The organism is Candidatus Fermentibacter sp. (assembly GCA_030373045.1).
Taxonomy (GTDB): Bacteria; Fermentibacterota; Fermentibacteria; order Fermentibacterales; family Fermentibacteraceae; genus Fermentibacter.
This window is the reverse complement of sequence record JAUCPW010000060.1, coordinates 107,370-121,492: the sequence shown is the minus strand read 5'-3', so window position 1 is coordinate 121,492 and position 14,123 is coordinate 107,370. Positions and strand designations below refer to the sequence as shown.

Here is a 14,123-nt window from a genome sequence, read left to right as displayed (position 1 = left end):
GGACGAGGGCGTCCCACAGTCGCGCCCCGCGCGGGCGCGTGGATTGAAACCTGCCAGGAATTGTACCGGGCGTACTGCCGCCCGGTCGCGCCCCGCGCGGGCGCGTGGATTGAAACCTGGAAGTCGTAGTCTAGGGCGATGGAGTCGCCCGGTCGCGCCCCGCGCGGGCGCGTGGATTGAAACAACATACTGCAGCATTTTTGATCCTTTCGAGTGTGTCGCGCCCCGCGCGGGCGCGTGGATTGAAACTGCCTAGCTAGGCAAGGTGCAGGACATACACGGTGTCGCGCCCCGCGCGGGCGCGTGGATTGAAACTTGCCTTGCCCACAATCGACGCCAAGGCCCATAAGGTCGCGCCCCGCGCGGGCGCGTGGATTGAAACTCCGGATTGAGGGGGATCCCCAGACCCAGGAGGGGTCGCGCCCCGCGCGGGCGCGTGGATTGAAACCTTATGTACTGGTCAGTATCAGCCAACTTCAAAGTCGCGCCCCGCGCGGGCGCGTGGATTGAAACACCCGATTACAGCCAGATGAACCAGGCTGAGCCTGTCGCGCCCCGCGCGGGCGCGTGGATTGAAACAGGGTACCCCCGGGCCACGCTCCTACGACGGTGTCGCGCCCCGCGCGGGCGCGTGGATTGAAACTGCACTTGCAATTTGCGGCATCCCGGCAGCCCGTGTCGCGCCCCGCGCGGGCGCGTGGATTGAAACATATAGATGGCCGCCAAGCCCAGGGCTACCGGTGGTCGCGCCCCGCGCGGGCGCGTGGCTTGAAACTCGCTTCATCGAGAACGAGAAGCGATCATGGGGTCGCGCCCCGCGCGGGCGCGTGGATTGAAAAGTAGCATGCGCCTGGCCTTCTCCTTGGCTTGGGTGTCGCGCCCCGCGCGGGCGCGTGGATTGAAACTGACGTTGTGGGCGAGGCGCTGGTTGACGATCAAGTCGCGCCCCGCGCGGGCGCGTGGATTGAAACCTGGCCAGAAGCGGGCGGGCTTGCCGTCGAGATCGTCGCGCCCCGCGCGGGCGCGTGGATTGAAACTCGATAATGGGAAGATCGGCCTGGAGTATGCCGGTCGCGCCCCGCGCGGGCGCGTGGATTGAAACCCCGGAGCCGCCGCCCCGTCCGTACTGCATCTCCCGGTCGCGCCCCGCGCGGGCGCGTGGATTGAAACGATGAGAAGATGCGCAGCCTGATCAACGCCGGGATGTCGCGCCCACCGCGGGTGTGCGAATTGATAACAAGATGGACCCGGGACATCCAGAAAGGGATCAACAGACACCAGGATTCCCGCAGCCAAAGTGCACCCAGTCTTGCGCATCCCTGATGGTTGCGTGATGTCCTCCGGAGTGTCCACTCGATAGTCTACAACCGATAGCACGTGATTTATCCCTCCGGGTGTCCGGGATCGTGGCACTGTTCCGAGCCGGGGATGTCCGATCGTGTGTGGTATTGACGATATGAGCATACAGGCATATCATTGGGGCATGGATGCCGTTTTCCGCGCCCTGTCAGACCGCAACCGCCTCAGGATACTGATGATCCTCAGGCGGGGCCCGCTCACCGTGAACGAGATCTCCTCGGTGCTCGGGCTCACCCAGCCCAACGCGAGCCGCCACCTCAAGGCGCTGCACGAGGCGGGCATCCTCGCCAGACGCGGAGTCGCCGGGCGTGCCTGGTACAGCATCGAAACGGGCGACGAGCTCGTCGAGCAGATCGCCGGCATCCTCGACCGCTTCAGGGCCAGGATGCCCGGCCTGTCGCAGGACATGGCGGCCCTGTCGAGGTGCTACGACCAGCGGAAGCTCGCCTCGAGAGACTTCTTCGCACGCAAGGCGGGGGAGTGGGATTCGCTGTCGGCCGGACTTCCCGATCCGGCGTCGTACATCGGCGACCTCGCGGAGATGCTGGGTCGCGGCGACACCGTGGTGGAGCTGGGCTGCGGCACCGGCGGGATGATCGGCTTCCTCGGGAGCCTCTTCAGGAGCGTGATCGGGGTGGACTCGTCGCCCGAGATGCTCGATCTGGCCACGCGGGCATCGGGCGGTGCCCGGGCGGACTTCAGGCTGGGCGCGCTCGAGCACCTGCCGGTGGCCGACTCGTCCGCCGATGCAGCACTCGCGCACATGGTGCTGCACCACCTGGCCGACCCGTCGGAGGCATTCCCCGAGATCGGGAGGGTGCTCAGACCAGGCGGGCGCCTGGTAGTGGCCGATCTGTCGCAGCATTCCGACGAGTCGTTCCGGGCCGCCCAGGGCGACATATGGCCGGGGTTCGGCAGGCATGAGATCGAATCGTGGGCTGGAGCGGCGGGGTTCGCTCCGCAGGAAGCGGTGGAGGCGGCCGGAGGCCGCATGCTCCTCGTGAAGTTCGGAAAGGGAGGGAAGGGATGAACGGGAGTACCGGATACAGGGTTGCCGACGTGGCGCTCGCGCCCCTCGGGCGCCGAAGGATCGAGATGGCCGAGCGCGAGATGCCCGGGCTGATGTCCCTGAGGGCCAAGTACGGGGCTGCGAAGCCACTTGCCGGCCAGAGGGTGAGCGGTTCGCTCCACATGACCACCGAGACCGCCGTCCTCATAGAGACCCTCGTCGAGCTGGGCGCGGACGTGCGCTGGGCTAGCTGCAACATCTTCTCGACCCAGGACGACGCCGCGGCGGCCGTGGCCGTGAAGGGGGTGCCCGTCTACGCCTGGAAGGGCGAGACCGCCGAGGAGTACTGGTGGTGCACCCGCCAGGCCCTCACGTTCCCCGGCGGAGCCGGGCCTACCCTGATAGTCGACGATGGCGGCGACGCCACGCTGATGATCCACCTCGGCTGGGAGATGGAGGAGTCCTTCGCGAAGACCGGCAGCATCCCGGCAGCGGCGGCCGGGTCGAAGGACGAGGCCGCGCTCGACGCCAACCTGCGTGAAGCCGTGCCTTCCTCCCCCTCGTTCTGGCACTCGGTCGTGAAGGGCGTCATCGGCGTGTCCGAAGAGACGACCACCGGTGTGCACAGGCTCTACCAGAGGGCGGAGGCGGGAAGGCTCCTCTTCCCGGCCTACAACGTCAACGACTCCGTCACCAAGAGCAAGTTCGACAACACCTACGGCTGCCGCGAGTCCCTGCCCGACGGCATCAAGCGCGCCACCGACGTCATGGTGGCCGGCAAGACCGTGCTGGTGTGCGGCTACGGCGAGGTGGGCAAGGGCTGCTGCCAGAGCATGAGGGCATTCGGAGCCCGCGTGCTGGTGACGGAGATCGACCCGATATGCGCCCTGCAGGCCGCCATGGAGGGCTACGAGGTCACCACCGTCGAGGACGCCCTCCGCGAGGCCAACATATTCGTGACCGCCACCGGCAACAGGGACGTCATCACCGCCGCCCACATGGCGGGGATGAAGGACCAGGCCATAGTCTGCAACATCGGCCACTTCGACAACGAGATCCAGATGGACGCCCTGGAGGCCTTCCCGGGAATCGCGCGGCAGAACATCAAGCCGCAGGTCGACAGGTACGTATTCCCCGACGGCCACTGCGTCTACATCCTGGCCGAGGGAAGGCTGGTGAACCTGGGCTGCGCGACGGGGCACCCGAGCTTCGTGATGTCCAACTCGTTCACCAACCAGTGCATGGCCCTGCTCGCCCTGCTCTCCGACAGGCCTGCGGTGGGCGTCTACAGGCTGCCGAAGAAGCTGGACGAGGAGGTCGCGAGGCTCCATCTCGGCCAGATCGGCGTGAAGCTCACGACTCTGACCCCCGATCAGGCAGCCTACATCGGCGTAGACGCCGGGGGCCCCTACAAGCCGGACCACTACCGGTACTAGGCGGCAGCCGGAATGTGATTCCTTTCACGAGCGCCCCCCGGAGAGCGCATGGAGCGGTGACAACGCTCCCGACGCCTCCGGGGAGCGCGCCCGGAACCCGCGTAATCTCTCATCAATTCGATGTCTGCGGTACTTGACAGAAGGGCCTGCCGGGTTCATCCTTGCCGCTGATCGCCTTTCCGTTGTTGTCTGTGTCAAAGGGCAGGAAGGACTGACCATGAGCGAAAAGGTGCGTGTCCTGCTGGTCGACGACGATCCGGACTTCGTCGAGGCGAATACGATCGTCCTTGAGGCCAGCGGTTTCGAGGTCATCTCGGCGTCCAGCGGGGCCGAGGGGCTGCAGCGTGTCGAGGCAGACTCCCCCGACGTCATCGTGCTCGACGTTATGATGGAGAACACCGACGAGGGCTTCGCCGTCGCCCGCGACATCAGGCGCAGGCTGCAGAATCCCGTTCCGATCATCATGCTGACCTCGGTCGGCAAGGTCACGGGTTACGACTTCAGACCCGAGGAGAATCCCGACTTCTTCCCCGTCGACGTGTTCCTGGAGAAGCCGGTTCCGCCTCCCGTCCTCGTAGGCAAGATCAGGGAACTGGTCAGCAAGGGAGGCGAGTAGTGTCAGGCCGTCCGGTCAGCCAGATCATCGAAGAGGGGGCCGCCAGATACGGCAGGAACCAGGAGGCTGTCCTCCGCCTCCTGACCGACGTGGACAGGGAACTCGGCAGCGTTTCCGAGGAGGCGATGGCCGCCATCGCGAAGTGCTGCAGGGTGAGCTCGGCCGAGGTCCAGAGCGTGGCCACCTTCTATTCCTTCATCTCATCGAAGCCCAGGGGCCGGCACCTCGTCAGGCTCTGCAGGACCATCAGCTGCTCCATGAAGGGCTCGGCCGGGATACTGGCAGCCCTGGAGAAGGATCTCGGCATCGCCGCGGGCCAGACCACGTCCGACGGCAGGATCACACTCGAAACCACGAGCTGCATAGGGCTCTGCGATCAGAGCCCCGCCATGCTGGTGGACGACACCCCGCACTCCAGGCTCACCCCCGAGATGGCCTGCGAGATCGTCCGCGGGCTGAAGTAGGGAGGGAACATGAAGAAGGAAGTGCTCCTCTCCGCGAATCAGCCTGAACTCGGCAGCGCGCTGCGCAAGGCCGCATCCATGACGTCCGCGGACGTCGCATTCGAGGTCAGGAACGCCAAGCTCCAGGGCCGCGGCGGCGCCGGCTTCCCGGCCGGCGTGAAGTGGGTCCTGGCCGGCGGTGCGTCGGGTGCGCAGAAGTACGTCGTGTGCAACGCCGACGAAGGCGAGCCCGGCACCTTCAAGGACAGGATCCTCATCGAGAAGTACGCCGACCGCCTGCTCGAGGGCATGGCCATAGCAGGGTATGCGATCGGCGCCGATACCGGCCTGATCTACCTCCGCGCAGAGTACCCGTACCTCGTCCCCGTGATCGAGGAGGCCGCCTCGCGCCTCAGGCAGGCCGGCCTGCTCGGCAAGGGGATCATGGGCGGGAAGTTCTCCTTCGACGTCGAGATCCGCAAGGGCGCCGGCGCCTACGTGTGCGGCGAGGAGACCGCCCTGCTCGAGAGCATGGAGGGCCGCAGGGGCGAGCCCCGCAACAAGCCGCCCTACCCTGTCAACAGCGGCTTCCGCGGCTGCCCCACCATCATAAACAACGTCGAGACGTTCATAGCGGTGCCGCACATCATCCTCAACGGGGCCGACTGGTTCCTGGCCCTCGGCGAGGGCGGCGACTCGGGCACAAAGCTCTTCAGCATCTCCGGCGACGTCGAGAGGCCGGGCGTCTACGAGCTCGCGATGGGCTCGAAGATCGGCGACCTGCTCGACCTCGCTGGTGCCGTCGACGTTCAGGCCGTGCAGGTCGGCGGGGCCAGCGGCAAGACGATACCCGGCACCGACCGCGACCGCGTGCTCTCGTTCCGCGACCTGCCCCCCGGCGGCAGCGTCATAGTCTTCGACAGGTCCCGCGACATGCTGGGCGTGCTCGAGAACTTCATGGAGTTCTTCGTGCACGAGTCCTGCGGCCAGTGCACCCCGTGCAGGGAGGGCAACAGCAGGCTCCTCGACGCAGTGCATGCGATCCGGGCCGGCTCCCTGTCGGGCAGGGAGGCTCTCGCTCCCTACCTCGACCTCGCCGAGACCATGAAGCAGGGCAGCAAGTGCGGCTTCGGCCAGACCTCCTCGAACTGCTTCGTCGACATAGTAAACCGGTTCGTCCTGAAGGCGGACGGACAGGGGGGGAACTGACATGCCGAACGTCACGATACACATCGACGGCAGGGAGATGAGCGTCCGCGAGGGCGTGACGATCCTGGACGCCTGCAAGGCGGCCGGCATCCATGTCCCGACCCTGTGCTACCATCCCGACCTGACCATCGCCGGCAACTGCCGCATCTGCCTCGTCGAGGTCGAGGGGTGGAAGACCCTTCAGACATCGTGCTCGACTCCGGTCGCGCCCAACATGGTGATCAGGACCGGCAGCACGAGGGTCAGGAAGGCCCGCCGCACGGTGATGGAGCTGCTCCTCGCCAGGCACAACTCCAACTGTCCCGAGTGCGTGCGGAACGGCAACTGCGAGCTGCAGACCATCGCCGAGGACATGGGCATCGACATGAACCGGTTCCAGACCACTCCCAAGCCCACATCCGTGGTCGAGGCGAGCCCCAGCGTGATGCGAGACAACAGCAGGTGCATCATGTGCACCCGCTGCGTCAGGACGTGCGACGAGCTCCAGAGCGTCTCCGTGATCAAGCCCATGGAGCGCTCGGCCGACGTGCACATCGCCACCTTCGCCGACAGGGGGCTCTCGGGCGTCGAGTGCACCATGTGCGGGCAGTGCATCAACCGCTGCCCGACCGGCGCGCTGTACGAGAAGTCCGAGATGAAGGAGGTCTGGGCCGCCATCGAGGATCCGAACACGTTCGTGGTCGCCCAGACCGCCCCGGCCGTCAGGGTCGGGATCGCCGAGGCCCTCGGCCTGCCCACCGGCCGGAACACCGGCCAGATGGTGGCCGCGATGAAGGCGCTGGGCTTCGACCGCGTCCTGGACACGGACTTCACTGCCGACCTCACCATCATCGAAGAGGGCAACGAGCTGCTCTCCAGACTCAGGAAGGTCGTGGTGGAGGGCCGCAAGGACGTCGCCCTGCCCATGATCACGAGCTGTTCGCCGGGCTGGATCAAGTTCATCGAGCACAACTTCCATTCCCTGCTGCCCAACGTCTCCACCTGCAAGAGCCCGCAGCAGATGTTCGGCTCCCTGGCGAAGACGTACCTGGCGCAGAAGGAGGGTGTCGAACCCGCGAGGATCGTCACCGTCTCCATCATGCCCTGCACGGCCAAGAAGTTCGAGAAGGACAGGCCCGAGATGAATTCCAGCGGATTCAAGGACGTCGACTACGTCCTCACGACCCGCGAGCTCGCCAGGATGATCCGCGAGGCCGGGATAGACTTCGAGCACATCCCCGAGCAGCAGTTCGACAGATGGATGGGCGCGTCGTCGGGAGCAGCCGTGATCTTCGGCGCGACCGGCGGCGTGATGGAGGCCGCCCTGAGGACTGCCTACGAGGTCGTCACGGGCTCGCCCGTGCCGTTCCGGAACCTCGAGATCAAGCCGGTGCGCGGATTCGAAGGCATCAAGGAGGCGGCGATCACCCTGCCCGAGAGCATGGCCCCGGGCTGGGAGTTCCTGAAGGGCGTCACGGTCAAGGTCGCTGTCGCCCACGGGCTGGTCAACGCCAGGAAGCTGATGGAGAAGGTGGCCGCCGGCGAAGCCGACTACCACTTCATAGAGGTGATGGCGTGCCCCGGCGGATGCCTGGGCGGAGGCGGACAGCCGATACCCACCAACCCCGAGGTCAGACAGAAGCGCTGCGAGGCCATCTATGCCGAGGACTGCGCGCTTCCGGTACGCAAGTCGCATGACAATCCCGAAGTCCAGCTCCTGTATGCGGAATACCTGAAGGAGCCGCTGGGGCACAAGTCGCACGAGCTGCTCCACACCCACTACCACCCGAGGGACTGAGCGGGGGGCGGGGGCGGCGGAAGCCGTCCCCGCCGCATTCCGGGGCGGCAGGACAGGAACGGGGAAGCGGGTTCCGTCGTAGTCCAGACACGGGCAGTTCCAGGGAAGGGGGTCCCCTTGAAACTCGCGGTATCGCTCTCTGCAGTCCTGGCGCTCCTTGCAGGATCGGTCGCCCAGGCCGGCAACATCGACTACATCTCGTCGCGCAGCGCAGACTTCCTCAGGATCATGAGCCGCAACGCCTCCACCGAGGGCGCCGACCTCGTGAGCTTCAATCCGGCCGGGCTGAGCCTCCTCCCGGAGGGATGGCACTTCAACGTCAGCAGCCAGACCCTGTTCAAGCACTACACCGTCGAGGCCACGCCGCCGGGAGCCTCGGAACCCGTCGAATACGAGACGAACGAGCCCACCCCCGTGCTGCCGAACCTGTACGCCGTCTACAGGACCGGCAGGCTTGCCGCATTCGGCGCCTTCACCGTGCCGGCCGGCGGCGGCAAGCTCGACTTCGAAGACGGGCTCAGGGTCCTGCCCCTGTTCGAGACCGGCCTCGAGCAGGTCATCCACGGGAGCCCCTACGTCTTCGCGGCGATGAACTCCGGAAGCGTCGAGGCCACATCCAACTACCTCTCGGGCAGCGCCGGCATCTCGGTGGCGCTTTCCGACCGTTTCTCCGCATCCATCGGGGGCAGGTACGTGACGGCCGACAAGACATACGACGCGATCGGCGACTTCACCGTCATCGACGGCTCGACGGGCACCCCGATCGACACCCTGTCGAGGGAGCTGCATGCGGACAAGAGCGCATCGGGCTTCGGCGCCGTCGTGAGCCTCGACTACAGGTTCAGCCCTTCCGTAAACGCCGCCCTGAGGTATGAGACCGCAACGAAGCTCGAATTCGAGACCGAAGCCGAGCCCAGCGCCTGGGCCGCCCTTCCCGGCCTCGAATCCTTCACGGACGGCTACGAGCAGCGCCGCGACCTGCCGGCCGTGTTCGGCGCAGGCGTCGAGGTCAGGCCCTGCCAGAGGTCTCTCGTCAGCCTGAGCATGAACTACTACTTCCTCGAGAATGCCGACCAGGGCGAGGATGACGGCTACGACGACAACTACGAGAACGGGATGGACATAGGGCTGGGGATACAGTACGAGGCGACGCCCAGGCTCGACCTGAGCACGGGATACCTGTACTCGGATCTCGGCGGCAGCGACACCACGTACAACGACCTCGAGTTCAGCATCGACGCCCATTTCATCGGTGTCGGCGCCAGGTACGAAGCCTCCCCCGGCTTCGGGATCACCGCCTCGGTGGCGAACCTGTTCTGCGTCGAGGGCGAGGGCGCCGGAGTCTACGAGGATTCGAGGTACAACAAGGACATCTGGTACTTCGGCCTCGGAGCCGGGCTCAGCATACCCACCTACTGACACCGGGCACGATCAGGAGAGGGGCGGCCGCAGGGCCGCCCCTCGGCTTTGTCGTGATGCTCTGCTCAGATCATGAACGGGAGGCGGTCGAGCGGGCTCAGCACGCGCAGCCTGGCGTTCCCGCCCGCGAGCCGCACGTATGGCGTCATCATCGAGGATGACCCCACTCCCATGAGCTCCTGGACGAGCCTTCTGTCGATGCCGTCTTCGAGCAGATGTACGGCGAAGCTGTGGCGGAGAAGGTTGAGCGTGGTCTTCCTCCCGGTGCTGACGCCGGCCCTGGAGGCCGCATCCACGAACACCCTCTGCAGCGTCCGGGCCGAGACGCAGACCGTCCTGCCCCGCCCCGGGAAGAGATAAGGCTGGTCGTCGCCCCTCCTGGCCAGGCACTGGAAGAGCAGGGGCAGGCTCGCCTTCGACAGGATGGTCTCCCTCAGGGTCCTTCCCGCGCGGTCGTTGACGCGGATCAGCATCTTTTCGGTGTCGACGTTCCTCCTCCTCAGGCAGCACGCCTCGCCGGACCTGAGCCCGGAGGAGTACATGAGCGTGAGCGCCAGCCTGTAGACGGGCTGTTCGACCGCTTCGAGAAGGGATGCCACCTCGAGGCGGGAGAGCACCCTCTCGACGGCCTCGGCCCCCCTCGACCCCATTCCCGCGAGAGGGTCGGTCCTTCCAGCGATCCTGGTGTAGTAGAACCTTATGGCGCTCTGCGCCTGGGCGGTGTAGGAAGCCGACCTGCCCTGTGCGATGAGATCGGTGAAGTAGCCGCGGACATCCGCCTCGTCAGCCTCCGCCGCGCCGTCCCCGAAGTGCTGCAGGAGGTGCCTGATGTGCGAGACATAGCTGGCCGCGGTTCCCTGGCTCTTGCCGTCCAGCCTCAGCGCCTGGCGGATATCGTCTGGACCCATGACGCCGGTCATCCCGGCCTCCATCCGGCTAGGTGCATGCATTGATTTGCATATCCTCGTCGTGATATATCGGAATGTGCATGCTCACCGTCAATTTCACGGGGCGGGAGTTGCACCGTGGCCCTCCCGACAGTATTCTCACTGAAACAGGCGCACTCGGAGGGTCGATGAAGAGATCCAGCCTCACCGGGAGGGATCCGGTCCGGTTCGTCTTCCCCTTCACCGTGGCCCTCGCCGCGGTGGCGGTGATACTGGCCGCGGCGGCCGTGCAGGTCGGAGCCGACCTCGAGAAGGCCACGGCCGAAACGGAGCAGCTCCTCTCCGGGCGGGCCACCGCCCTGGCCAGCTCGGCAGTTTCCGGCGGCAGGCACGCTGCCGTCCTCGACACGCTCTCCCTCGATTCCTCGGGCATGATCGTGCTCTCGCTCGAAGCCGGCCAGCAGGCGGGCTCCGGCCTGGAGAGCGCACTCGTCTACGTGCTGCCGCCCGGTACCGTCAGCTTTCCCGGAGGCACGCGGGTCGATCCTATCGCGATGGAAGCCTTCATGGCCGGAACGTCCCTCTCCAGGCGCGAAGGGGACATCCTGAGCAGCGCCGTGATCGAATGCCCCGGAGCTGGCTCTCCGGTGGCCGTCGCCGTGGCCTCGGCCAGGATCCCCCTCTCGCAGATCGCACTCGACAGATTCCGCAGGGAGTCGATACCCGGGCTCTTCATCCTCTCCCTCGCCCTCGTCACCCCCGTGATCTTCCTGCTCTACATCTCCTTCTTCACGAGGCGCAGGGAACTCGACTCCTTCGAACTCTACGCCCCCCATGCGCCCGTCGAATCGCCATCGGTCCGGCCGGAGCCCCAGGAAGCCTTCAGGATCCTCGCCGGGGCGGTGAAATCCTCCCGCGGAACCGCGGGCATGATCCTGATGGACGGGTCCGCCGTGATGAAGGCCCTCAACGAGTCAGCCGCGAACCTGTTCGACGGCAGACCCGAGGACTTCATGGGGCAGAGCATGAGGACCCTTCCGTGCTTCGGCCCGGCCGAGAGGGCTGCCCTCCGCCCGGATCCAGGAGAGTGGAGCACGAGGAGCCTGCCGCTGAAAGTCGACCAGGCCACCGGGCCTCCGAGATACCTCAGGATCTCCGTCACCCCCGCTGGAGCCGACCCGGGCGGCCCTGCCTGGCTGGCGATCCTGACCGACGTCACGGAGGCCGAGAACCTCAAGAAGGAGAAGGAAAGGCTCATGGAGCGGGAGATGGCCGTCAACAGCTACGCCATCCTCGCTGCCATGGTGAGGGGCTTCTCGCACGATCTGAGCAACCTCCTGTCCAGCATCATCGGGGCCGCGTCCCTCGGCGAGGCGGTGCACGACCCGGGAAATCCCGACAGGCAGAGGTACGAGGCCATACTGAACGCCACCGAGCGGGCCTCCGCCATCTCGGAGGAGCTCTTCCACAGCGCGGGGCTCACGGAGAGCAGGGCGGTGCCGCTCGATCCCGTGCGGGAGCTGGAGGAGACCACCGAGGCCCTCAGGAGCGTGCTGCCGAGATCCATCTCCCTGGAGGTCAACCTCAAGGGTGTGCTGCCGAGCGTGATCGCCGACCGTTCCCTCTTCCGCCAGACCATCTACAACATGGCTCTGCGGTCCTCCGGAGCCCTCCAGGGCTCGGGCAGGATCAAGCTGTGGGTGGAGGATGTACCCGACCCCTCCTCCGATCCGAGGTTCGCCGGCCAGTGCAGGAACCTCTGCGGCATACACTGCGTCAGCATCTGCATCTCCGATGGCACCCTGCTCCCCGTGGGCCTCCAGCGGTCGCTCTCGACTTCCGAGTCCGACCCGTACGAGATCGAGAAGCTCTACGGAGCGGGGATGGCGGCGGTGCAGCAGGCCGTGCGGGTGATGAAGGGCGTGCTCGTCTTCTCGCCGGATCAGCGCGGAACGGTCATAAGGATGCTGCTGCCCGCCGCGCAGAGGATGGCGGATGCCCTCGCGCAGGCCGCTTCGAGGAGCGACATCTCCGTGCTCATAGCCGAGAGCGAGATCATCGTGAGGGAGACGGCCGCCAGGATCCTCCAGCACTTCGGGTTCAGGGCCGTGGAAGCCTCTTCCGGCGAGGAGGCTCTGGCAGTGCTCGACCACGAGAGCTTCGACCTGCTGATACTCGACCTCGGCACTTTCGCGGGGCCCTCCCTCGACGTCGCGATGGTGTGCAGCGAGAGGTGGCCCTCCATGGCCGTGCTCTTCACCAGCGGATACGAGATCCCCGCGGACGTGAGCAGCTTCCTGAAGTCGAGGCCCGGCGCCGGCTTCCTCAGGAAGCCCTACCCGCCCGAGTCGATATCGAGCGAGATCACCCGGCTCGTCGCCTCCATGAGGCCGTCGGGCCAGCCATAGGAGGCGGCTGGATGGATGACTCCCTGATCCTGTCGAGGATCATGCTGGCCGCGCTCTCGGGCGCCCTTCTGGGCCTGGAGCGCCAGATCCACGGCAGGCCTGCCGGTCTCAGGACCCACATCCTCGTCTCCACGGGATCCGCGCTGATGGCGCTTTCGGGGATGGCCGCCCTGGCCCCCGGAGGACTGCCCGCAGGGTCCGATCCCACCAGGATTGCCGCCGGGATCGTCACGGGCATCGGCTTCATCGGGGCCGGGGCCATCCTGCGCACGCGCGACATGATCAGGGGCCTCACGACGGCTGCGTGCATCTGGGTCGCCGCCGGCACGGGGATCGCATCCGCGTTCGGCCTGACCGTACCGGTTCTCGCCGTGACCGTCTTCACGCTGGCGGTGCTCTCGATCCTCTCGGTGCTCGAGGAGCACATCCCGAGGAACAGGCAGAGGGTCCTCAGGATCATCTGCAGGGCCGGCCCCATGCCGTCGGCCATAGCGGGCAGGGTGAATGCGATCCTGGGTTCCAGGGGGCTCAAGACCATGGACATGGAGATGGACGTCTCCGATGACGGCTTCGTGCTCATCTTCCACCTCCACTTCGTCAGGAGGTTCGATCCCCTTGCATTCCTGGAGGAGATCAGGGCCCTCGACGGCGTTTCCAACGTGGCCTGGCTCGAGCAGTCCACAGAGGTGTAGCGGGTGCGCCGCGGGAGGGTGAAGGCCCGCAGGATAGGGCTCGCTCTGGGCGGCGGAGCAGCGAGGGGATGGGCCCACCTGGGAGTGCTGTCGCTCCTCGACGAGATCGGCGTGACTCCCTCGGTCATATGCGGGACGAGCATCGGGGCGGTCGTGGGGGCCCTGAAGGCTTCCGGCAGGCTCCCGGCGGCGCTGGACGAGATAATGGGGGCCGACCTGATCAGGGTGCTGTCATATGTGTCGCCGGGCATCCGCGAGGGCGCCCTGATAGACTCCCGCAGGATCCACAACCTGCTCAGGGCCTGGTTCGGGCACGCCGACATCGGCGACCTGCAGGCGCCCTTCGCCGCCGTGGCCACGGACATCGCCACGGGTGACGCCGTCGTGCTCCGATCGGGCGATCTCGTCTCGGCACTGATGGCCAGCATAGCGATCCCCGCGATCTTCCCGCCGAGGTTCACCCGCGGAAGATGGCTCTCCGACGGAGGGCTCTCCGACCCCGTTCCCGTGGGCGCGGCCAGGGCCCTGGGCGCAGATGCCGTCATAGCGGTCGGGCTCAACAGCAGGACCGCCGGGATCGGTTCCGGTGACGGGGAGGAGAGCGAAGGCGGGAATGGCGGAAGGGCGGGGAGGAAGCCCTCCCTGAACGCAGTTCTCCTCTCGACGCTGATGATCGCCGAGAGGAACCTGGCGGCTTCGAGGCTGTCCCTGGACAGGCCCGAAGTCCTCATCGAACCGGACATGTCGGGATTCGTGGGATCGGAGTTCCACAGGGCGAGGGAGCTCTCGGCGATAGGATACGAATCGGCCAGGGCGGCGTCGGATGCGCTGCTCGCACTCAGGGGCTGAACGGCGGGTCTGCATTGCT

At 66.4% G+C, this 14,123-nt stretch carries 11 protein-coding genes and 1 CRISPR repeat array; of the genes, 10 read left to right on the top strand and 1 reads right to left on the bottom strand.

The features are described from left to right. Positions 1 to 18 precede the first annotated feature (18 nt). Positions 19 to 1,237: a CRISPR direct-repeat array (repeat unit 32 nt; unit sequence GTCGCGCCCCGCGCGGGCGCGTGGATTGAAAC). A 219-nt stretch (positions 1,238 to 1,456) separates the two neighbouring features. The 7 genes from QUS11_10505 (at position 1,457) to QUS11_10475 (ending at position 9,268) form a co-directional block, all read left to right on the top strand. Then, on the top strand, positions 1,457 to 2,389 hold the full coding sequence (locus tag QUS11_10505) for a metalloregulator ArsR/SmtB family transcription factor (protein ID MDM7993729.1): 933 nt from the start codon (positions 1,457 to 1,459) through the stop codon (positions 2,387 to 2,389). After that, positions 2,386 to 3,804, top strand: coding sequence for an adenosylhomocysteinase (gene ahcY, locus QUS11_10500; protein ID MDM7993728.1), 1,419 nt, complete (start codon positions 2,386 to 2,388; stop codon positions 3,802 to 3,804). Before QUS11_10505 ends, ahcY begins: the two co-directional genes overlap by 4 nt. Before the next feature lie 217 nt (positions 3,805 to 4,021). After that, positions 4,022 to 4,420: a response regulator gene (locus QUS11_10495; GenBank protein MDM7993727.1), complete on the top strand. Its 399-nt coding sequence runs from the start codon at positions 4,022 to 4,024 to the stop codon at positions 4,418 to 4,420. Further along, complete coding sequence (gene nuoE / locus QUS11_10490) at positions 4,420 to 4,884, top strand: NADH-quinone oxidoreductase subunit NuoE (protein ID MDM7993726.1); 465 nt, start codon at positions 4,420 to 4,422, stop codon at positions 4,882 to 4,884. Before QUS11_10495 ends, nuoE begins: the two co-directional genes overlap by 1 nt. Positions 4,885 to 4,893: 9 nt before the next feature. Next, complete coding sequence (locus tag QUS11_10485) at positions 4,894 to 6,072, top strand: NADH-ubiquinone oxidoreductase-F iron-sulfur binding region domain-containing protein (protein ID MDM7993725.1); 1,179 nt, start codon at positions 4,894 to 4,896, stop codon at positions 6,070 to 6,072. Between the two features lies 1 nt (position 6,073). Further along, positions 6,074 to 7,849 carry an NADH-dependent [FeFe] hydrogenase, group A6 gene (locus QUS11_10480; protein MDM7993724.1) on the top strand — a complete coding sequence of 592 codons (1,776 nt, stop codon included), beginning with the start codon at positions 6,074 to 6,076 and terminating at the stop codon, positions 7,847 to 7,849. 117 nt (positions 7,850 to 7,966) lie between these two features. Then, positions 7,967 to 9,268, top strand: a complete 1,302-nt coding sequence (locus QUS11_10475; GenBank protein ID MDM7993723.1) for a hypothetical protein — start codon at positions 7,967 to 7,969, stop codon at positions 9,266 to 9,268. A gap of 65 nt (positions 9,269 to 9,333) precedes the next feature. Here QUS11_10475 and QUS11_10470 read toward each other — a convergent pair whose 3' ends face one another. Beyond that, positions 9,334 to 10,188: a tyrosine-type recombinase/integrase gene (locus tag QUS11_10470; protein MDM7993722.1), complete on the bottom strand. Its 855-nt coding sequence runs from the start codon at positions 10,186 to 10,188 to the stop codon at positions 9,334 to 9,336. Between the two features lie 155 nt (positions 10,189 to 10,343). Here QUS11_10470 and QUS11_10465 point away from each other — a divergent pair, with 155 nt between their 5' ends. Genes QUS11_10465 through QUS11_10455 form a run of 3 tightly spaced genes read left to right on the top strand, consistent with a single transcriptional unit; the run spans position 10,344 to position 14,104 of the window. Next, positions 10,344 to 12,563 carry a response regulator gene (locus QUS11_10465; GenBank protein ID MDM7993721.1) on the top strand — a complete coding sequence of 740 codons (2,220 nt, stop codon included), beginning with the start codon at positions 10,344 to 10,346 and terminating at the stop codon, positions 12,561 to 12,563. A gap of 11 nt (positions 12,564 to 12,574) precedes the next feature. Continuing rightward, positions 12,575 to 13,255: an MgtC/SapB family protein gene (locus tag QUS11_10460; protein ID MDM7993720.1), complete on the top strand. Its 681-nt coding sequence runs from the start codon at positions 12,575 to 12,577 to the stop codon at positions 13,253 to 13,255. Between the two features lie 3 nt (positions 13,256 to 13,258). Then, entirely contained in the window at positions 13,259 to 14,104 is an 846-nt protein-coding gene (locus tag QUS11_10455; GenBank protein ID MDM7993719.1) for a patatin-like phospholipase family protein, read from the top strand. The last annotated feature ends 19 nt before the right edge of the window (positions 14,105 to 14,123 follow it).